18 protein-coding genes are annotated in these 19424 nt (G+C 53.9%); 11 read left to right on the top strand and 7 right to left on the bottom strand.

The window, feature by feature from the left end; all coding sequences use genetic code 11:
• The first annotated feature begins 112 nt into the window (after nucleotides 1-112).
• From DYA43_RS17135 to DYA43_RS17125, 3 genes are all read left to right on the top strand, one after another.
• Nucleotides 113-1000: a LysR substrate-binding domain-containing protein gene (locus DYA43_RS17135; RefSeq protein WP_024375024.1), complete on the top strand. Its 888-nt coding sequence runs from the start codon at nucleotides 113-115 to the stop codon at nucleotides 998-1000.
• A gap of 88 nt (nucleotides 1001-1088) precedes the next feature.
• Nucleotides 1089-1868 (top strand): nitroreductase family protein, encoded by a 780-nt coding sequence (locus DYA43_RS17130; RefSeq protein WP_061056000.1) that lies wholly within the window; start codon nucleotides 1089-1091, stop codon nucleotides 1866-1868.
• Between the two features lie 95 nt (nucleotides 1869-1963).
• Complete coding sequence (locus tag DYA43_RS17125; protein WP_047461499.1) at nucleotides 1964-2263, top strand: DUF134 domain-containing protein; 300 nt, start codon at nucleotides 1964-1966, stop codon at nucleotides 2261-2263.
• Nucleotides 2264-2316: 53 nt separating this feature from the next.
• Here the strand turns inward: DYA43_RS17125 and DYA43_RS17120 are convergent, their stop codons facing one another.
• Together DYA43_RS17120 and DYA43_RS17115 are read right to left on the bottom strand one after the other, a co-directional pair.
• On the bottom strand, nucleotides 2317-2916 hold the full coding sequence (locus DYA43_RS17120; protein WP_061055999.1) for an outer membrane beta-barrel protein: 600 nt from the start codon (nucleotides 2914-2916) through the stop codon (nucleotides 2317-2319).
• A 122-nt stretch (nucleotides 2917-3038) separates the two neighbouring features.
• On the bottom strand, nucleotides 3039-3935 hold the full coding sequence (locus DYA43_RS17115; protein ID WP_020329671.1) for a LysR family transcriptional regulator: 897 nt from the start codon (nucleotides 3933-3935) through the stop codon (nucleotides 3039-3041).
• A 133-nt stretch (nucleotides 3936-4068) separates the two neighbouring features.
• Between DYA43_RS17115 and DYA43_RS17110 the strand changes: the two genes are divergently transcribed.
• Both DYA43_RS17110 and DYA43_RS17105 read left to right on the top strand, forming a co-directional pair.
• The gene (locus tag DYA43_RS17110) at nucleotides 4069-4878 is read left to right on the top strand and encodes a DODA-type extradiol aromatic ring-opening family dioxygenase (RefSeq protein ID WP_061055998.1); all 810 of its coding nucleotides are present in this window, start codon (nucleotides 4069-4071) and stop codon (nucleotides 4876-4878) included.
• Between the two features lie 148 nt (nucleotides 4879-5026).
• Nucleotides 5027-6652, top strand: a complete 1626-nt coding sequence (locus DYA43_RS17105) for a methyl-accepting chemotaxis protein (protein WP_061055997.1) — start codon at nucleotides 5027-5029, stop codon at nucleotides 6650-6652.
• Nucleotides 6653-6741: 89 nt separating this feature from the next.
• Here DYA43_RS17105 and DYA43_RS17100 read toward each other — a convergent pair whose 3' ends face one another.
• From DYA43_RS17100 to DYA43_RS17085, 4 genes are all read right to left on the bottom strand, one after another.
• On the bottom strand, nucleotides 6742-7365 hold the full coding sequence (locus DYA43_RS17100; RefSeq protein ID WP_061055996.1) for an esterase/lipase family protein: 624 nt from the start codon (nucleotides 7363-7365) through the stop codon (nucleotides 6742-6744).
• Between the two features lie 98 nt (nucleotides 7366-7463).
• On the bottom strand, nucleotides 7464-9533 hold the full coding sequence (locus DYA43_RS17095) for a VIT and vWA domain-containing protein (protein ID WP_061055995.1): 2070 nt from the start codon (nucleotides 9531-9533) through the stop codon (nucleotides 7464-7466).
• Nucleotides 9534-9659: 126 nt separating this feature from the next.
• Nucleotides 9660-10403, bottom strand: coding sequence for a helix-turn-helix domain-containing protein (locus DYA43_RS17090; RefSeq protein WP_020329676.1), 744 nt, complete (start codon nucleotides 10401-10403; stop codon nucleotides 9660-9662).
• A gap of 165 nt (nucleotides 10404-10568) precedes the next feature.
• Nucleotides 10569-10880, bottom strand: a complete 312-nt coding sequence (locus DYA43_RS17085) for a hypothetical protein (protein WP_032082112.1) — start codon at nucleotides 10878-10880, stop codon at nucleotides 10569-10571.
• 252 nt (nucleotides 10881-11132) lie between these two features.
• Between DYA43_RS17085 and DYA43_RS17080 the strand changes: the two genes are divergently transcribed.
• From DYA43_RS17080 to DYA43_RS17055, 6 genes are all read left to right on the top strand, one after another.
• Nucleotides 11133-13232, top strand: a complete 2100-nt coding sequence (locus tag DYA43_RS17080; protein WP_061055994.1) for a TonB-dependent siderophore receptor — start codon at nucleotides 11133-11135, stop codon at nucleotides 13230-13232.
• 184 nt (nucleotides 13233-13416) lie between these two features.
• Nucleotides 13417-14316 (top strand): Fe(3+) dicitrate ABC transporter substrate-binding protein, encoded by a 900-nt coding sequence (locus DYA43_RS17075; protein ID WP_051141183.1) that lies wholly within the window; start codon nucleotides 13417-13419, stop codon nucleotides 14314-14316.
• 35 nt (nucleotides 14317-14351) lie between these two features.
• A complete protein-coding gene (locus DYA43_RS17070) occupies nucleotides 14352-15314 on the top strand; it encodes an iron chelate uptake ABC transporter family permease subunit (protein ID WP_225869387.1) in 963 nt (320 codons plus the stop codon).
• The gene (gene fecD, locus DYA43_RS17065) at nucleotides 15314-16276 is read left to right on the top strand and encodes a Fe(3+) dicitrate ABC transporter permease subunit FecD (RefSeq protein WP_024375037.1); all 963 of its coding nucleotides are present in this window, start codon (nucleotides 15314-15316) and stop codon (nucleotides 16274-16276) included. Before DYA43_RS17070 ends, fecD begins: the two co-directional genes overlap by 1 nt.
• A 3-nt stretch (nucleotides 16277-16279) precedes the next feature.
• A complete protein-coding gene (gene fecE, locus DYA43_RS17060; RefSeq protein ID WP_061055992.1) occupies nucleotides 16280-17047 on the top strand; it encodes a Fe(3+) dicitrate ABC transporter ATP-binding protein FecE in 768 nt (255 codons plus the stop codon).
• Between the two features lie 193 nt (nucleotides 17048-17240).
• Nucleotides 17241-18326, top strand: a complete 1086-nt coding sequence (locus DYA43_RS17055; protein WP_061055991.1) for a protein kinase family protein — start codon at nucleotides 17241-17243, stop codon at nucleotides 18324-18326.
• Between the two features lie 63 nt (nucleotides 18327-18389).
• On the opposite strand, the gene DYA43_RS17050 is transcribed toward DYA43_RS17055, so the two are convergent.
• The gene (locus tag DYA43_RS17050) at nucleotides 18390-19319 is read right to left on the bottom strand and encodes a LysR family transcriptional regulator (protein WP_061055990.1); all 930 of its coding nucleotides are present in this window, start codon (nucleotides 19317-19319) and stop codon (nucleotides 18390-18392) included.
• Nucleotides 19320-19424 lie beyond the last annotated feature (105 nt).

Raw genomic sequence — 19424 nt, 5'->3', positions numbered from 1 at the left:
GTTTATTTTCAATTTCATCAGCAGTGGATTTATTCAAACAAAAAGAGTTTGTAAAAAGAATCGAAATAAACACATACTAGCCATGATAAAAAATCATAGCTTGTGGGCCACTATGCATCTTCCATCGACCAAAACACTGCAGGCGTTTCTTGCCACCGCAGAACATCTCAATTTTACCCGCGCTGCTGACGCGCTGAACCTGACGCAGGGGGCGATCAGCCGCCAGATTCTGGCGTTAGAAGATCTGTTGGGTGTTAAGTTGTTTTTCCGTCATGCGCGCGGATTGTCGCTGACTCAACAAGGGGTGAAGTTTGTGCCGCATGCCGAAGATGTGCTGCGCCGTTTGCGCATGGCCATCGATGATGTTTCCAGCACGCCGTCGACCATTAAACTCAACGCACCGAGCTGTGTGACCTCTTGGTTGCTGCCGCGGCTGATGGCGTTTCAGGATGCGCATCCAGATATCGACGTCGAACTGACCTCAACCATCAAACACCATCCTGACCCTAACTTTGACCTGTTCGATGCGGTGATCAGCTATGGCAAAACGCCTAAGCTGCCATCGGTGATGAGCCATCTGTTGTTTGAAGAGCGCCTGACGCCAATTTGCCGACCTGAGCTGCTGCAGACTTATGGCGGGGAACTTTCGGTGAAACAGCTCACTCAATTTACCTGGCTGCATGCCAATACCGAGCAGAGTGACTGGAAGCTGTGGCTGACCCATCACGGTGAACGCGGGCTGGCCAGCAAACTCAATCAGCATTTTTCTACCCTGGATCAGGCGATGAATGCGGCGCAGCAAGGTTTTGGCATTGCTGTCGGCGACGTCACACTGGCGGAGCAGGACTTGGCGATGAAGCGGCTGATGATGCCGTTTGACGACACGGTGCTCTCCGGCCACAGCTACTATTTCCTGTTCCCGAAACAGAGCGATAACCCGATGCTGGACAGATTGCAGAACTGGCTGGTCTCCGGCTATAAAGCGCAAACCAACCTGTAATTCATGGAACTGTGAGCACGCAGCTTGTGCCAGTGCGAACCGGGGTGGATACTGGCCGCTTATTGTTTGTATTATCAAGGTACTACACATGGATGTTTTACAGGCTCTGCATGCCCACCGTTCTATTCGCCGTTATCACCCGGATGCCATCGCTCCAGAGCTGCTGGAGGAGATTCTTCAAGCCGGTATTCGCGCGTCTTCTTCTGGCAACATGCAGTCTTATTCCATCATCGTCACTCAGGATAAAGCGCTGCGCGACGCCTTGTATATTCCGCACATGGAACAGAACATGGTGGTGGACGCGCCAGTATTGCTGACCTTCTGCGCGGACTTTCGCCGCATGCGCAAATGGCTCGAACTGAGTGATGCGCCGCTGAATTTCGACAACTTCATGAGTTTTATTATTGGAGCGATTGATGCGACGCTGGTGTCGCAAAACGTCGCACTGGCCGCAGAAGCGAAAGGGTTGGGGCTATGTTATATGGGTTCGACGCTGGCCAATTGCGATAAAATTGGCGAAATTCTCAAATTGCCGCAAGGTGTGGTACCTGTGGTCGGTTACTCACTGGGTTATCCGGCAGAGCAACCGGACGTGCGTGATCGCTTGCCGCTCAGTGGTTTGGTGCATCATGAGGTGTATCACGATCACAGTGACGAAGAGATTGAAGCCATCTACCGCGAACGCGAGCAGGCCGGGTGGGCGCGCTATATGTCCTATCCTGAACTGCGCGCCATGATTGAGCAGTCGGATGTGAACAATCTGGCCCAGATTTACACTCAACTGAAATACACCCGTGAGTCCCATTTAGAGTTTTCGCAAACCGTACTGAACTATCTGCATCAACAGGGTTTTATGAATCACGAATAGTGCCAGCGGCGGCGTACACCTGCGCCGCCGTTGCGTTTCCGGCAGATTTCGCCACAATAAGGCAACTTTACCTCAACGGCATGCAAGGAACCTTCATGGCCCGGCCTAAAATCCCTCGACAAATTTGCGGTACACCGGCGCAAAGCTGCTTTAAACCCAATGGTATTCCGATGTCGCAACTGGACAAAATCACGTTGCAGGCTGATGAATTTGAGGCGTTGCGTCTGGTGGACTATCAAGGCATGCAGCAGCAGGTTGCCGCGGTGGAAATGGGCGTGTCCCGTCAGACGCTGGCGAATTTAGTCAAGGCCGCGCGGCGCAAAGTGTCCGATTGTTTGTTGCACGGTAAAGCGTTGGTGATGGCGGACAGTCGTGCGGAGAGTGACGCTGAATAGTCATGCCGAGTTTGCAATGCTCGGCATGACTGAGAAGAGGTTGTTTGTCGGCGCTAAAAGTTGAACACCATATTGAGGTTGATGTTGGACTCATCCACATCCACCTTGTAGCCACTATCCTCAAACTTGTCGTTATAGGTCTTCAGCCATTCCAGCTGAATTTCTGCCTGCGGAACCAACATAAACGACGCGCCCAAACCATACGCCATATCAGTGCTGCTCGCACTGTAATCCAGCACCGTTACCTTTTGGTTGCCAAACCCCATCAGAGCGTATGTTTCGAAGAACGGCATCAGCGGCAGAATAAACTTGGTAAATGCGCCGTAGTAATAATCAACCGATACACGTTGCCCCTGATAATCGCCTTCAGACGCATTGCCATAACCACGCAGCTCAAAAGCCACGTTGGGCGTGACACGCAGACCTAACATTACGCCCGCCAGACTGTTGTTATCGACATTAAAGGAAAGGCGGCTGCCGCTACTGTTTTCAACCGTGGCATCGATATTGGCGAAGTTAAAGCTCATGCCGACATAGGGATGCCCATACATCATATTCGGCGAACCCATTGGCGCCATACCGTAAGCCAGGGCGATATTGGGCAGGATCAGAGCGGTGCCAGCGGCGAATTTTACGATGTCAGACTTTCTCATAAGAGGCGTTCATTGCTAGAAGTGTTGTCCAGTTATAATCCCTGAACTCGCTGATTTCAAATAATTCCAATCAATTGCACTGCAACGGTTGGAGCGAAGTAACTCTGCTGTCCGTGACACAACTAGCGGTCCCAGTAAGGGACATCACCAAAGTAGCTGGAGAGAAAATCGATAAAGTGGCGCACTTTAGAGGCGAGAAATTCACGATGGCTGTACAGCGCATACAGTCCCAGCGGCTCCAATGAAAATGATGACAACACCTCTAGCTCCCCGCGTTTGATAGCTGCGCCAGTAAGGAACGTGGGCTGAATGGCGTAGCCGCGACCCAGAATGGCAGCATTGACGATCACATCGCCGTTGTTGCTGGAAAAATCACTGGCAAAGTCATGAATGGAGACGTGTTTGGGCCAGTCGCGAAACCAAGCGCGCGGATCGGAATAGGTAAAACGCAAATAGTTGAGTTTGCTCAGCGCTTCAAACTGGGTTGGTTTGCCATGCCGCTGCCAGTAGTGTGGTGCGGCGCAGATCGACAAATGAATCGGGGTAATTTTTTTGGCGACCAGTGCCGAATCTTTCAGGTGACCGATGCGCAGCGCAATGTCGACCCCTTCATCGAGCAAATCCACTTTCCGGTCCGTGAGCAGCAATTCAACCTTTACGTCGGGATAGCGGTCCTGAAACAGGGCAACAGGTTTGGATAAATGGTGCACACCAAACGACATCGGTGCGCTGACGCGCAGCGTACCCGACACCTGACTCTGCAAGTTCGACAGCGCATTTTCCATGTCGTCGATATCTTGCAACACCTGCTGGCAGCGCTCGAAATAGGCCTGACCCGCCTCGGTGAGGTTGACCCGACGCGTGGTACGATTGAGCAACCGTACTTTCAGTGTTTCTTCAAGCTGCGCGACGTATTTGCTCACCAGTTGCGGCGACAAATCCAGCCGTTCGGCGGCTTTGACAAAGTTGCCTTCGCTCACCACTGTCGTAAAGGCACGCATGGCGCTGATCTTATCCATATTAGCAACGCTCCGTTGATAATGACGCAATGATAACGGGTTTTATCATAGTTTAGTGGATAGGTATATTGTCTACATAGCGATAAGCCAGTGACGACACTGGCGATTGAAACAGCTTTCTGGAGATATTGCCATGATGAACCAAACACAACGCATGCCTGCCCTGTTCTTATCCCACGGTTCGCCGATGATGGCGATAGAACATTCAGAAACGACCGAGTTCTTTCAACAACTGGGGGCGAAATTGCCGAAACCGAAAGCGATCGTGATCTTTTCCGCGCACTTTGACCGCCGCGGTCCGGTGGTGATCACCAGTGGGCATACGTTGGGCACGATTCACGACTTTTACGGCTTTCCGCAACCGTTATACGACATCGAATACCCGGCCCAAGGTGCTCCAGAATTGGCGTTAAAAGCGGAAAAAATGCTCAAAGATGCGGGTATTCCGGTTAAGTTAGATAAAGATCAAGGACTGGATCACGGCGCTTGGATCCCGATGCTGTATCTGTATCCGAATATTGATGTGCCGATCATTCAGGTGTCGATCAACAGCGCGATGGACGCGGTAGCGCACTTTGAAATTGGCCGCTGGTTACGTCCTTTGCGTGAAGAAGGCGTGTTGTTTGTCGGTTCGGGTGGCATCAGCCATAACCTGCGGGAGATCTTCTCGCCGATGCCGGATCCCAATCGCGTCAGCAAGGTGAACCAGTTCACCAACTGGGTCAGCGAGCAACTGGCGCGGGGTAATGTCGATGCTTTGCTGGATTATCTCGATCAAGGGCCGTACGCTCGTTTCAATCACCCGACGCCGGATCATTATCTGCCACTGCCAAGTGTGCTGGGTACCAGCTATGAGGACGAAATTGGGCAAGTGCTGCACCGGGCCATCGACCTGGAAATCCTCGCCTTGGATGCCTACGGTTTTGGTATGGCCGCTGCGTAATTAGGCCATTGTTTATAACGCCCGCGACTTAAAATCGCGGGCGTTATTGTTTTTATCTATTAATCAAATAGGGAAAAGCAGCCTGCCTTGCTACCTTGCGTTGGGTAAAGTGGCGCATGGACTCACCAACCGGACGGGCTATCTTTTCATGCGTTCACTTTCTATCACTCGCCTCGTGCGCGCCAATGCCATACTGGCTGTGGCCGCGATTATTGCACTGAGCTTTTATCTGATTGTTACCTTAACCCGTGTGCAACAGCAATTCGGGATGGTGGTCGATCGTAATGTTCAACTGCTGACCACCATTTCCGATATGCGTTATTACACGGTGACTTACCGACGTTTTGCCTTGGATTACGGCCTCACCACCGACAGTCAGGAGCATCAGGCGATTCAACGTACAATCGAATTCAACGATGAGGCGGTTGCCAACACGTTGCAGCGCATGAAATCGCTGGCAGATAGCGCTGAGATTCAGTCTGCGGTATTTGATTTTGAGCACCGCATTGAAGAATATCGCGCGATGCAGCGCCATTATCTGACCCTGATTGATGCCGGGCAGATTGATGCGGCGCGTCGCGAGATGCTCGGACCGATGCTCGCGCCGTTCAACACCATTGTTGAGCGTCTGACCGAGTTTCAGCATAACTTACAGCAGGAAGCGATTCGTCTGAAAGATGACAAGCAGGCGGAGATCGAACGTGCCATTCAGTGGACGGTCGCATCCGCCGTGGTGGTGGTATTGCTGCTGCTCGCGAGTGGTTATCTTACGGCTCGCCGTGTACTGCTGCCACTCAATCGTCTCAAAGCACATATGTCGGTTGTGGGGCAGGGGAATCTGCAGACGCCACTGGCCGTCAAAGAGTTTAAGCAAGATGAGTTTGGTCAGGCGGCACAAGCCTTTATGCAGATGCAGAACAATCTGACCCAGTTGATCCTGACGGTGAAAGAGAGTGTGCACTCCTTGGATCTTGCCTCTGAAGAACTGGCCGCCAAAGTGGCGCACACACAGCAAAGTGTCGACGCGCAGAAGCTGGAAATCGGTCAGATTGTGAGGGCCTCCCGTGAGCTGGTGGATAACACCCAGCACATCGATGCGGTGACCGAACAAGCGTCGCAGAAAAGCGCACAGGCCAAACAACAAGCGCAAATTGGCGAGCAGAGCATCGTCAGTTCGATTGCGCGCACTCAGACTATGTCGCAACTGATTGGCGATACCGGGCAGGTCATCGATGCGCTGTATCAGCGCAGCGCCGACATCGGCTTGATTTCGGATGTCATCAGCAACATCACCAAACAGACCAACCTGCTGGCGCTCAATGCCGCGATTGAGGCAGCACGCGCTGGAGAGGCAGGGCGCGGTTTTGCGGTGGTGGCGGATCAGGTCCGAGAGTTGGCGCAGCAAACCCAAAGCAGCATTGATGAAATTGGTGGCATCATCAACAACCTGCAAACACAGGCGTCCAGTGCCCAAGGGATGATGGCGCAATGCCAGTCTCAAATTGGCGAGAATCTGCAGCAGGTCGAAGAGGCGGGCGAGGCGTATCACCACATTGTGCATGCGTCAGAAGCCATTGCAGAAATGGACAGCCGGATTGCCGCATTAGCACAGTCTCAGCAAGAGTTGTCGAGCCATGTTCGCGACAGCATTGATGCCATTGCCGATTCGTCGCAGGAGATTGAATCCACAGCGAGCGACACCACGCAGACTTATCATGCGCTACAAACACAAACTGAACATTTAAAACAGTATATCGGTGCTTTTAGCGTCTAATTCCCGACTTTTATCCACTTATTCACCTGGTTCCCGAGTAAGCGTTCCCTGTTTCCATGCGCGCTTACTCGGGCTTTTTCGTTTTGGGCTCAGGTGGCCTGATGTTCGAACTGATCATGGCGAATGAAATGGTCAATTTGGCGGGCAACATAAGTGCTATAAATCATGCTGGTGTGCGTGGTGCGCGTTTCCAGATGATCCGTCATGCCGGCGATTTTGGTTTCATCGACCGTCACTGTGCCATCCGACATCAGCTGGTTGCCCATTAATACCCGGCGCATGCCAAAGGCAACGGTGCCGGCAATGCTGCCCAGTTTCTGGTCAAACTGCCATTCGTCCTCATGAGTTTCCAGACCGAATTGGGTGGAATTCCCCAGTAGTGCGCCGAAACCCATTTGCTGAATTTTTCCCACGATCGACGCGCCTTTGAGCGGTGAGCCGATGGTCACAACATGGGAGATTTGCGCTGCACTCGGGTGGCGTGATGCCAGATAGTGTTTGATCATTAAACCGCCGAGGCTGTGGCCGACCAACACATTCGGCTGGTCTGCAGCCAACGCTTCGTCAATGGTACGAAACACCTTTTCGTCTTTGATCGCCACGGTGTTGTAGCTCAGTACTTCGGTATCGTAGCCCAGTTTGCTCAAACGTTGCCCCAGTGGCTGCATTACAAAACCGTGCATATACAGACCGTGGAGGATGATAATTTTCATGGAACTCCTGAACGATTGGAGTGAGTGCTCTAACTGCTAATCTACTCATCTGTGGCCAAATTGCAAAGATGGCTCATTGCGAGCCATCTGGTTTCTATTTAGGAACGGCGTGAACGGTGTCGCCAAACCGCGCAACCGAGCAGCAGGCTAACCAGCCACAAGTTGAGGCTACCGCCACCACTGCCGCGACTGTGACTTGGTGATGGACTATTGAACATCGGCTGGCTGTTGTCGACGCGGGTTGGGCGCAGCGCGATTTGCTGCTGGCGCTGTTCACGCGCTTGTTGTTCGCGTTCGACCCGTTGCTGATTGTTGCGGCTGAACCCCATGCCTTCCAGCACACCCTCTTCGGTCACAATCAGCGAGGTGTAATCGGTCAGCAAGCCGTATTCCAACGCCAGTGACTCAATCGCCTGTTCGCTGTCGGCATCTTTGCTTTCCAGATAATCCATCTGGTTTTCAAGATCACGAATGGCGGAAAAGGCCCACAGACGTTCCAGTTCCGGATTCCTATCAGCCTGCGCTGGCAGCGTAACGGTGGTGTGATAGCGGCGCGTTTCACCGTCAACTTTTATCTTCAGCGTAACTTTGGCTTCACCGGGTTGGAAATAGTGGCCAAACACCGCCAATTGTTCGCCGCGATACAGGCTGATGAACTGTTGCGGCGTCAGGTCGGCCACCTTGACGCCATCGATATCGAGTTCAATGTCACGATACGCCTGGTGGGTAAGTTTGCTGCCGATGTTCATCAGGTGTCCCATCAGATCGTCTGCGTTGGAAACTGCTGCAGAAAATCCGCCTGAGACCTGAGTCATCGGTTCAAGCAGCGGCAGGTTGGCGCTGTTGCCGAGAATAAAGGTGTAGAGACGCACATCGAAGCGGCGAATCAGATCAAGAAACTCTTTTTTCGCCGTCAACCCTACGTTTGCCACGCCGTCGGTGACCAGCACCAACCCGGTGGCGCGGTCTCTATCGAGCTGGCGCAGGCCAGTGTCCAGACCCTCATAGAGATTGGTACCTTGATCGGGTTGAATGTTGGCCAGTTGATCCATCACACGTTGAATATTGTCTGGTGAGGCACTGAGATAGCCGTTGGTCAGCTCATACGCATTGCTGTTAAACAGCACAATACGAAAGCGGTCACTGGCGGGCAGTTTGTTCAGCCCCATGCGCACTCCTTCAACCAGCGTGGCGAACTTGCCGCGCATCGATCCTGATTTGTCCAGCACGAAGACCCAATCGCGTCCCTGTGTGACGGCCGCCAAATCATCGCCGGGGGTAAACGTTAGTTTAAAGGTCCCACGCTCACTGCGAGTCGGATCGCGATAGCTCACCATGTCGACTCGGCCGGGTAAACCATCCTGAAGACGCCAGCAGAACACTACGTCCTGATTGAGTTTAAAGCCAGTGGTAACAGCGGTCGTACTGCCATTGGATTCGTCGCCAGAGACCAGTTGTGTTGTCTGCGATGTCAGTGATGCCTGCCATTGCGATGTATCCCGCTGAGTCAGCGTGGCTTGTGGATGCGCGGGCAGGCGAACGCGGTCAACCGGATAGGACGATTTGAGATCCAGATTGAAAGAGAAAGCCTGCTCAACCACATCGTTGCGCTGCCAGAAAGACTGCGCTTGCTCATCGACGCCACCCTCTTCCATCGGATAGACGTAGCGACCGACGCCGTGGTCAAGCAGAGCATCCTGTAAGTAAACCAGTCGAATTTTCACACTTTGTTGCGGCAGGACAGGAAACACGCGCATTTCGAAATGACGATACTCGTCTTTTTCCGTCAGCGCGGTGCTGCGCCCTTGAGATTTTTGATCCTCGTAAATGGCGCGCGCTTTTTCTTTGGCCACCGATTCGGCAATGACCGGTTTGCCATCAATCCAGTAGATAAATTCACCGACCACGGCGTGACGCGGCACCGGAAAAGTATACAGCGCTTCAAGCTGATGATCGTTGGGGTTAAAAAACTCCTGTTCGATTTGAGTGGTGGCGTAACTGTCTTCAATCACGACGTTGACATGGTGCGTCAGGATTTTCAGATCCTGATCCTGACTGTTGATCGGTTTGAGTAGTCCGCTGGCGAAACTGGTGGTGCTGAACAGCAGAGTCAGCAGCGCCAGAAACAGCATCGACAACAGAGTGGAAATTGGTTTTGTGGCTCGCATAGTCGCCTCCTTTGCATTACGTGGTCCAACCACGCTCCTGAGGCCGACAGCATGCAGCAACCCACAAAATGCACTAAGCGCGATGTGTCAGGTCGCACATTAGGTAACTCAAAGGGGCGTAAAAGATTACTTGGTGGTGGATTCAAACTCGGAAAACAGCGGAAAGGTCCAGCGGCGAATGGCAACAATCATCGACGTACCGTGGCGGTCTTCAAACGCCAGCGGTTGGTCATCGTGGCAGGTGGCGTAGAACTCATTCACCAGTTTCTGAATGCGTTGCTGAAGTTTCTGGTTACTTGGCAGTGACATTAGCCCGGTCGCCATCACCAGTTTTTCATCGTTGCCGGAGAAGTAGCTGCGAAAAAACGCTTCCTGTACCTGTTGCTGAAAGAAGCGTTGAATCGGCCCGCCGGCAATCCAGGCAAACGTGGGCGAAATGCGCAGCTTAATGCGATTACCCGGTAGTAAATCGATGATTTTGAGTCGATCAAGCAGTGCCAGTTTCTGAATCAGTTGCGGCTCTGAAAACTGGTATTGCTGCAACATGTCGTCGAACCGGTATCCATTGACCACGCATACGGCGACCAGCAGCAGCGCTTTGTCGCTGACCAGCTGCTTTTCCTGTTCAAAAGTGAGGGCGCTCAACAACGTTTGCTTATCGGCAACCAGACGAAACAGCTCGGTGAGTTCCATGCCCATCAACTGACAGATGGTTGCCAGCCGTTCCAAACTGATGTGGCTGCCCTCGGCGAGCAGGCGTTTTACCGAGCCTTCGCTCAGATTCAGAGCGTACGCGATATCCTGATATTGGATGCCATGGAGTTTCAGTTGTTTTTTGAGTTCAGTAATAACGTGCTGGCATTCAGACATGCAAAGTGATCTACGGCAGTGAAAACGATGCGTTCAGTATGGCACAGAGAGAGGTGGTGGTGACGGGGAACAAAAGAAAACGCGACAGAGTGAAATCACAAGCTGCCGCGTTAGAACACAATTTTATTCAAATCCATTGAATGTTAGTTCCTGATTTTTGGCGAATTAACCATTGTCACGGCTTACGAAGCCAGTTTTCACGATAGAGTTACCCGCTGCATCGGTTGCAACGAATTTCACAGTGCGAGAGCTGTTGTCGTTGTTTTTGATGGTCACGGTACCGTCTTGTGCAGTTACGTATTTTTGACCTTGAATTTCAACAGGATAGTTTGCTAGTGCCTGACCGTCTTGAGTCAAAGATACGGTTGCCAGGTTGTCGCGAGTCATCACGTTCATTTGTAGGTCAGAAGCCATGGCGCCAGCGGCAAATGTAGTTGAAAGTACTGTGGCTGCCAGAATTGAAGCGAACTTAGTCATAATTTTTTCCTCATTGGGTAGTTGTTTATTTCGCACCTCAGTGCTTGGGATAAATATTAGATCTAAGTCACATTGTGATCGATAGCAAAGATTGACTGATCATGTTCAAAAAAATTGAATAAATAATGATCAGTTTTATTTTTGGGATGATTTCCATAGATAGTGCGAATGATGACAAATTATTTGTAATGAGAATAAAACTCAGTTAGATTCCGATGCCTTGTTCTAACACAACATACATAAGAAATAACAATGAAGGCCCGAGCCAACACTCATCCACTCTTTTTGGCTGTGCTTGCCGGTTTATCCGCGCAGGCTTTTGCAGCCGATGACACTTCGCAAAACAACACGGCGCCCGCCAGCAACGATACCGTGACCGTTTACGGCCGCGCACTGTCGCTCTACCGCGCGCAAGAAACGAGCTTAGCCACCAAAACTCCCACGGCGATTGACGATACACCGCAGTCGATTCAGGTGCTGCCGCAACAATTGATTGAAGACCAAGGCGCGCGTCAGGTGACCGACTTGTATCGCTCGATCAGTGGCGTGAGCCAGTATTCCTACTCTGGCGTGACATTTCGCGGTTTTCGCCAAGATCAGATTCTTTATGATGGCGTGCGCGGCGACCCGTTCAACGGTTTCGCCATTCCGCAGCTGTTCAACATTGAGCAGGTGGAAGTGCTGAAAGGCCCGTCTTCGGCGGTGATGGGCAGCGGTGAACCGGGCGGCGTGATCAACTATGTGACCAAAAAACCGACCTACGACACCAAACGCCGCGTGTCAGTGACGGGCGGCAATCAGGATTTTGTCAGCGGCAGTGTGGAGCTGTCGGGGCCAGTAACCGACGACAAAAGTCAGCGCTACCGCGTCGCGATTTATCAGGACCACGAAAACCCGTCACGCAACAACACCGATGTGCGCAACCGAATCATCGATTTGGGCTACGCGTGGGACATGACGGATAACACTACGGTGACGGCGCAATTTACCGACATCATTCAGCATTACGGCGGCGCACGCCTGCGTGGTATTCCTACCGATGATGACGGCAACTTCTTGGCTGACATCGACTGGAACGCTAACGAAGCTTCTGACTTTCAGGACTTAGAAGCGCAGGTGTACCAGATGCGCGTTGACCACAGTTTCAACGACTGGTTAAGCGGTGATGTGACGCTGCGTTACTACGAAAACACAGAAACGCAGAAGTATCACGAACCCAACGGCTTAGTGGATACCGATGGCGACGGCGTGGTGGATTGGAGCAAGCGTCAATATCGCGATCAGGTTCGTCATAATAAAGCTGGGTCGGTGACGGCAAACTTGGTGGCGGAATTGGGCGATCATACCGTGCTCATCGGTGGTGATTATTACCGTCTCGACGAAGATTATGTTTATTATCGCGCCAATGTGGACGGCATCAGTCTGACTGATCCGGAATATGGCGCGGATACGTCCAGCTACAACCTGACGCTTGCCAAGCAAACCGATTCGCGTTCGCAGCGTTATGGCGCGTATGTGCAGGATCAGTGGGCGGTAACCGAGCGCTGGAACGTGCTGTCGGGCCTGCGCATCGACGGTTACAAGGACACAATCAACGACATCAAAGCGGGCAGCGAGAGCGATTATACCGGTTCTGGCATGTCTTACCGCTTGGGGTCTACGTATCGCATCAACGATCAATGGCATCCGTATGCCGTCGTGGCGACGGGTTTTGTGCCGCAGGATGTGTCTGACCAAGCGGAGTCGAACGGTGGCCCGTTTGATCCGGAAGAGAGCCTGATGTACGAAACGGGTGTGCGCACCTACTGGCTGGATAATGCGCTGAACGTCAATGTGGCGCTGTACCACATCATCAAAGAGAACATTCTGCAAACGGATCCGGACGATGACACGCGCTCAGTAGCCTACGGCAAAGTGCGCAGCCAAGGCGTCGAAGTCGACATGCTGGCGGATTTAACCGACAACTGGAGCGCCAATCTGAGCTACGCCTACAACGACACGCGCGTGAAAGAAGCGTACGACGGCATCAGCGGCACGGTCGGTACTCGATTTGCCAACGCGCCGCATCACCAGCTGGGCGTGTGGACGCGCTATGACATCACCGCCATCGACTCGTCCGTTGGCTTTGGTGCCGATCACGTCAGTGAACAGTACAACCAGAGCGGCCAGACGGTGAAAGCCTTCACCGTGTTTGATGCGTCATGGCAGACCCGCTGGCAGCAGTGGCAGTTCCAGCTCAACGTGAAGAACCTGTTTGATAAGAAGTACGCGGTGAGTGGATTCATCGACCGAACCGGTTCCTTCCCGGGTGAGCAGCGTCGTCTCTACCTCACGGCGAGCTACGATTTTTAAGTGTGACGATCAGGTCCGGCATCCGCTGGATCTGTTTCGTTTTGAGCGTGGCTCAGTCCGTTTAGTGATGGAATATGAATAATTCTCAATAAAATTTGCATTCATTTTGTGAGCTAAATCATTACAATCACCGATGGCGATGCGGCCGATGAATGTTAACTCCCAATCAAATAGGTAAAGAACAATGAAATGGTGTCGATGGATTGCGCGCAGCGTTGTGCTCGTCAGTGGCTGTCTGAGTTTTATGGCCTCTGCCGTAACCGTGACGGACAGTCACGGAGAATTCACCTTGAATCAGGTGCCTCAGCGCATTGTTGCGCTGGAATTTTCTTTTGTGGATGCGCTGGCCGCGGTGGATGTCAGTCCGGTGGGTATTGCGGATGACAACGACCCAAGTCGATTGCTGCCTGCGGTGAGTGCAAAACTCGGCCAGTGGCAGTCGGTCGGCACACGCTCTCAACCGAGTCTGGAAGTGATTGCGTCTCTGAAACCGGATCTGATCATCGCGGATGTTGATCGCCACTCCGCAGTGTATCGCGATTTGTCGAAAATTGCGCCGACGCTCTTACTGCCTTCACGTCGCGAAACTTATGAAGATAACCTGAAATCGGCGGCGATCATCGGCAAAGTGATCGGTAAAGAGGCCGAAATGCAGCAGCGTTTAGCGCAGCACCATCAGTTGATGGACCACTACGCGGCGCAGTTGTCTGGCCTGAACAATCAGACCGTGCAATTTGGTGTTGCGCGTGAAAATGACTTTTATGCGCACTCGGCCGAATCGTACGCAGGTGGCGTGATTCATGCGCTGGGACTGGCTGCACCAACTGGGCTGAAAAATGAAAATGCATCACGCCAAATCAGTTTAGAGCAACTGTTGGCACTCAACCCGAACTATCTGGTGGTCGGCGATTACACCGAAAAGAGCATTGTCAGCCGTTGGCAGAAACAGCCGCTTTGGAATGTGCTTAGTGCGGTGCGAGCCAAGCAGGTGCTGCATGTGGATGGCAACATGTGGGCGCGCTGCCGCGGCATTCTGGCCGCGGAATACATGGCGGCGGATCTGGTGAAGTTGGTTCAATCCTGATGAGGTTGAGGCCATCGATTCAACGAACGGGCGTGGTGATCACGCTCGTTGTGTTTCTGTTTCTCGTCGCCTGGTGCGCGCTGTTTGCTTACTCGGCGGTGCCAGTGTCTGCGGCGGATGCGCTGACGGCACTGTGGGCGCCGAATGAGCAGGTCATTGCGCATGTGATTGTGCGCGATATTCGCCTGCCGCGGGTGCTCGATGCGGCTTTGGTTGGCGCCAGTCTGGCAGCGGCCGGCACGTTGATGCAGGGACTGACTCGCAACCCGCTGGCATCGCCCAGTTTGTTTGGAGTGAACGCAGGTGCGGCGCTCGGCATGGCGCTGGTGACCACAGTGTTTGCCGCTTCATCGTCACTCAGCAGCCCGCTGGCTGCGATGATTGGTGGGCTGAGCGCGTGGTGCTTGGTGATGATGCTCGGTGGCGCGTGGAAAATGGGCTCTGAACGCGGGCAACTGGTGCTGGCGGGGATTGCCATCTCCGCGTTGTGTAGTGCTTTGACCAAAGCCAGCGTGATTCTGGTGGAAGATCAGGCCGCCAGTGTGATGGCATGGCTGGCGGGCTCGTTTGCCCATGTGGAATGGCGCACTTGGCACATGAGTTGGCCGCCGCTGTCGCTGGCGCTGGTGCTCAGTATGTTGCTGGCTCCGAAAGTGAATGTACTGGCGATGGGTGATGAGCGGGTGAAAAGCCTGGGCGTGAACCTAACGCTGTTGCGCGTGCTGGTGGGGCTGGCGGTGCTGGTGTTGGTTGGCATCAGTGTCAGCACGGTCGGAGCGATTGCCTTTGTGGGGCTGATTGTGCCACACATGGCTCGCCTTCTGGTGGGCTACGATCACCGAATTTTGCTGCCGGTGGTGATGCTGCTGGGCGCCATGCTCACGCTCGGCGCCGATATCATCAGCCGCGCGGTGGTGTTTCCTACTGAAACACCCGCAGGGGCAGTGTTGGCGCTGATTGGCGCGCCGTGTTTCCTCTATCTGGTGAGGAAAAAGTAATGAATCCGATCCGTAAAACGCAACTGATTCTGTTGTGCCTGTTGGTGGTGGCGGCTTTAGCCAATCTGAGCTTGGGCGCGGTCAATCTCAGTACAGCGCAGGTGTGGGATGGCCTGTTTCAAGGCAGCGAACACTATTTCACCATTCACGACTATCGCCTGCCCCGCGTGTGGATTGCACTGCTGGTGGGGGCGATGCTCGCCACTGCTGGCGTGTTGATTCAGGGCGTGATTCGCAACCCGCTCGCCTCGCCGGACATTCTTGGCGTTAGCCATGGTGCAGGGCTTGCAGCGGTCGCGCTGATGACGCTGTGGCCGACCCTCTCCGTCTATTGGTTACCGGCAGCGGCGCTGGCAGGCGGGTTGGCCTCGGCGGTGGTGCTGGCGCTGGTGTGCGGTGGCCAAACCGCGCCGGTCAAACTGGCGATTACCGGTGTAGCGCTGGCGGCGTTGTACGGCAGTGCGATTGACTTTTTGATCCTCACGCAGCCGCTGGAAATCAACAATGCGTTGCTGTGGCTGACCGGCAGTTTGTGGGGGCGCGGCTGGTCGCAACTGACGCTGCTCTGGCCGTGGTGGGTGCTGCTCCCTATAGTGCTGTGGCTCAGCCATGCGCTGAATCTGCTCACGCTGGGTGATGAACGCGCGACAAGCCTCGGCATTTCGGTCGCTTGGGTCCGCGCGGGCGCACTGCTGGTGGCGGTCATCTGGACCTCAGCGGCGGTGGCGGTGTGTGGCCCGCTCAGTTTTCTCGGCTTGGTCGCACCGCATCTGGCGCGGCAACTGGTGGGCGGCCGCCACCAACAGCTGCTGCCGACGGCGATGCTGGTCGGCGCTCTATTGCTGCTGGTGGCCGATCTAATCGCGCGTATCATCCATCCGCCGCTGGAACTGCCCGCAGGGATCCTGACTGCGATCATCGGCGCGCCGTACTTTTTATATCTGTTAATGAGAATGAGATAAGCCATGCGTTTAACCACTGAAAATCTGATTGTCGGCTACGGCAAAGGGCCGATCGTGAACGGTGTGGATGTCGTCATTCCGGAAGGCAAAATTACTGCGTTGCTCGGCCCCAACGGCTGTGGCAAATCCACGTTGCTGAAAACCTTGTTACGCATTCTCCATGCCGAAAGCGGACAGGTGTTGTGGCAGGGCAAACCGATCGAGCAGGTTCCGTCGCGTTTGTTGGCGCAGCAACTGGCGCTGTTACCGCAATCGCAGGAGCCGCCGGAAGGGGTGAGTGTGCGCGAGGCGGTGGCGTATGGTCGCAGCCCGTACACCGGATTCTGGGGTCAGTTGTCTCGCGAGGACAAGCGCATTGTCGAGCAGGCGATGCAGGCGACAGGCGTGGCGGAATTTGCCGACCGCGCGGTGTCGGATTTGTCCGGCGGTCAGCGTCAGCGCGTGTGGCTGGCCCTGACTTTGGCGCAAGATACCGATTTTGTGCTGCTTGACGAACCGACGACTTACCTTGACATTAACCATCAGGTCGAACTGATGAAGCTGATGCGCCTGCTCAATCAGCAGGGCAAAACCATTGTCACCGTGCTGCACGACATCAATCAGGCGTGCCGCTATTGCGACCACCTGATTGTGATGCAGCGCGGGCGCATTGTTGGCGAAGGGGCACCCAGCGACGTGATGACGCCGCAACTGCTCGCCAGCGTGTTTGAACTGGATGCGGAAATTCACCGCGATCCGATAGCCGGCACGCCAATGTGCATTGTCCGCTGATCTGCGTGCACTCCCCAGTACTTCCCGCTTGAGATTGAGGCCCTGAACCTCGCCCAAGCGGGAACATTTTTCTTGTCTACGCCCCGATGATAGTTCTCCCTCTTTGCTTCTGCGCCCAAGGTTTCAGCTGGGGGTAGGATGCTTTTTTCACCCGATCGCGCTGCAATGGCAGCGTGACATCAACGAGGTGAACATGAACGCAAGACAACAAGCCCAACAGCACTTTGATCAAAGTGACGCACCGCTGATCGTCGGTGACGTGAGCCACTGCCCGTTGCCGCCGGAGCAACTGGCGACATTAAACGCCGATTCGCCATACGTGGTTGAGGTTATTGGTTCTGGCCTGACTGCGGAGGTGTTTCACCTGCGGGTTAACGGGCGGGATTACAACCTGAAAAAACGCCGCCACACGGCCAAAGTTGCCAATCTGGACGGGCAATATTCGTTTCTCAACGAAGTGCAGCGCAGGCGAGATTTTGAGGCACTGAAAGCAAATCCGGCCACCGCGCCGCGCTTTGCCCATATTGTGCCCACGCTCTATGCGGATTATCGGTTGGGCATTCTGCTCTCGCCGTGGATTGACGGACAACACATCCAAACGCTGACGCCGGATTTGATGGAGCAACTGTTGGTGACTCTGGAGGCATGCGAAGCACAAGGTCTGATGGAGTGGGATCTGTGCGGCGGGAATATGCTGGTGGACAATGACGGTCAGCTGTGGCTGTTTGACTTTGGTTACATGTACCCGTTTGATCCGCTGTGCGAGTTCAATAGCAACGGCACGCAAGACCCGATGTTTCATGCGGTGGAACGTTTTGAAACCCGCTTCTTCTTTGGCTGGTTGCTGTCAAGCGCACTGACCGAGAACCAGCAACTGAGTCTGTTTCGCCAACTGAAACAGCGGGCTGTGGCGAGTTATCAGCGCAAAGTGCATTGGCTACACACCCAGCAGGCGACTTCACACGTGCTGGCGCATTACCGCCAAATCATTGAGCGTTGGCAAACGGCGCTGAGCAGTGAACACGCGTTAGCTCATCTGTTTCAACTGGAGGCGTTCCGCTCTCATGTACTCGATATCGAAGACGATTTGCACGGTCAGTCGTGCACGCCGCTGACCCTCAAACGCATCGACTATGTATTGGATGTGATTGCGAACGATTACCATAATATCGCGCAACATGGCGGCCTGTTTTATGCCAATCGCGGCAAATCAGCCACGCAACTGACGAATGATTATCAACGCAAGCGCGAGCTGGCGCAGCAGTATCAGCTTCGTTAGCCCAGCAATTCGTCAACTTGGCGATGGGTTGGTTCAGAGCGCTGTTTGCGCCGCGCAGCCCGTTTACTCTTCATGAACGTGCTCATCATGAACGGACTGCAATTTGTGTTGAATCAATGTAGTCATCCAGTCCATCAAAACGCGGACCCGCTTGGCCAGATGTCGGCGATGCGGATAGAGCAGGTACACAGGCAGTGGCTGACAGGTGTAGTTTGCCAGCACTTCAACCAACTGCCCGCTGGCGACCAGCTTACGCACGCCCGATTCTGGTGTTTGAATCAGCCCGATGCCCGCCAAACACGCCGCGGTGTAAGATTCTGCATTGTTGACCGTCAGCGCGCCCGCCATGTCAATGGTGTGCAACCGCTCGCCATCCCAGTGTTCCCAACCGTCCGGCTGACCGCCGAGATTTTGCGCGTAGTGCACCAGTTGATGGTGCGATAAGTCATCCGGCGTTTGCGGCTCGCCATAGCGCGCCAGATAGCCGGGGCTGGCATAGGTACGTACCGCCATGTCACACACCTTACGTGCGATCAGCGCTGAATCACTCAACTGCCCGGCACGAACCACAAAATCAAACCCTTCCCGCACCACATCCACGCGGCGATCGGTGCTGCTCAGCTCCAGTTGAACGCCCGGATGTTGCTGCAGAAATTCGGCCAGATGCGGCACGACCACGCCTTTTGCCATTCCCGTTGGCATGTCGACCCGAATGCGCCCGCTGAGCTGCTGCTCTGTTTGGACGAATAAGGTATCGAGTTCTTCAAATTCAGCCAGCAGATCGAGGCAACGCTCATAGTAGGTGCGCCCGTCAGGCGTTAACGACACTTTGCGTGTAGTGCGCTGCAAAAGGCGCGCGCCTGCCTGCGTTTCAAGCAGTTGGATGTGATTCGATACGCTGGCTTTCGGCAGTCCTAACTCTTCGGCGGCGCGGCTGAAGCTGGCAAGCTCCGCAACGCGCACAAAGGTGTGCATGGCAGTCAGGCGATCCATGGATGGCTCCAATTATTCATAAATAATGAACAGTGTAATCAATTTGTCGCTGTTTATCCTGCTTATGTTGGCTAATAAGCTGTGTTGACTGTAACCCAACACCAA

The organism is Vibrio fluvialis (genome assembly GCF_900460245.1).
Lineage (GTDB): Bacteria > Pseudomonadota > Gammaproteobacteria > Enterobacterales > Vibrionaceae > Vibrio > Vibrio fluvialis.
Note: the sequence above shows the minus strand (reverse complement) of the source record. Positions and strands in the feature narration are given on the sequence as shown.

Coding starts and splice junctions, on each gene's coding strand:
- DYA43_RS17135 (WP_024375024.1), top strand. CDS start 113: ATGCATCTTCCATCGACCAAAACACTGCAGGCGTTTCTTGCCACCGCA.
- DYA43_RS17130 (WP_061056000.1), top strand. CDS start 1,089: ATGGATGTTTTACAGGCTCTGCATGCCCACCGTTCTATTCGCCGTTAT.
- DYA43_RS17125 (WP_047461499.1), top strand. CDS start 1,964: ATGGCCCGGCCTAAAATCCCTCGACAAATTTGCGGTACACCGGCGCAA.
- DYA43_RS17120 (WP_061055999.1), bottom strand. CDS start 2,916: ATGAGAAAGTCTGACATCGTAAAATTCGCCGCTGGCACCGCTCTGATC.
- DYA43_RS17115 (WP_020329671.1), bottom strand. CDS start 3,935: ATGGATAAGATCAGCGCCATGCGTGCCTTTACGACAGTGGTGAGCGAA.
- DYA43_RS17110 (WP_061055998.1), top strand. CDS start 4,069: ATGATGAACCAAACACAACGCATGCCTGCCCTGTTCTTATCCCACGGT.
- DYA43_RS17105 (WP_061055997.1), top strand. CDS start 5,027: ATGCGTTCACTTTCTATCACTCGCCTCGTGCGCGCCAATGCCATACTG.
- DYA43_RS17100 (WP_061055996.1), bottom strand. CDS start 7,365: ATGAAAATTATCATCCTCCACGGTCTGTATATGCACGGTTTTGTAATG.
- DYA43_RS17095 (WP_061055995.1), bottom strand. CDS start 9,533: ATGCGAGCCACAAAACCAATTTCCACTCTGTTGTCGATGCTGTTTCTG.
- DYA43_RS17090 (WP_020329676.1), bottom strand. CDS start 10,403: ATGTCTGAATGCCAGCACGTTATTACTGAACTCAAAAAACAACTGAAA.
- DYA43_RS17085 (WP_032082112.1), bottom strand. CDS start 10,880: ATGACTAAGTTCGCTTCAATTCTGGCAGCCACAGTACTTTCAACTACA.
- DYA43_RS17080 (WP_061055994.1), top strand. CDS start 11,133: ATGAAGGCCCGAGCCAACACTCATCCACTCTTTTTGGCTGTGCTTGCC.
- DYA43_RS17075 (WP_051141183.1), top strand. CDS start 13,417: ATGAAATGGTGTCGATGGATTGCGCGCAGCGTTGTGCTCGTCAGTGGC.
- fecD (WP_024375037.1), top strand. CDS start 15,314: ATGAATCCGATCCGTAAAACGCAACTGATTCTGTTGTGCCTGTTGGTG.
- fecE (WP_061055992.1), top strand. CDS start 16,280: ATGCGTTTAACCACTGAAAATCTGATTGTCGGCTACGGCAAAGGGCCG.
- DYA43_RS17055 (WP_061055991.1), top strand. CDS start 17,241: ATGAACGCAAGACAACAAGCCCAACAGCACTTTGATCAAAGTGACGCA.
- DYA43_RS17050 (WP_061055990.1), bottom strand. CDS start 19,319: ATGGATCGCCTGACTGCCATGCACACCTTTGTGCGCGTTGCGGAGCTT.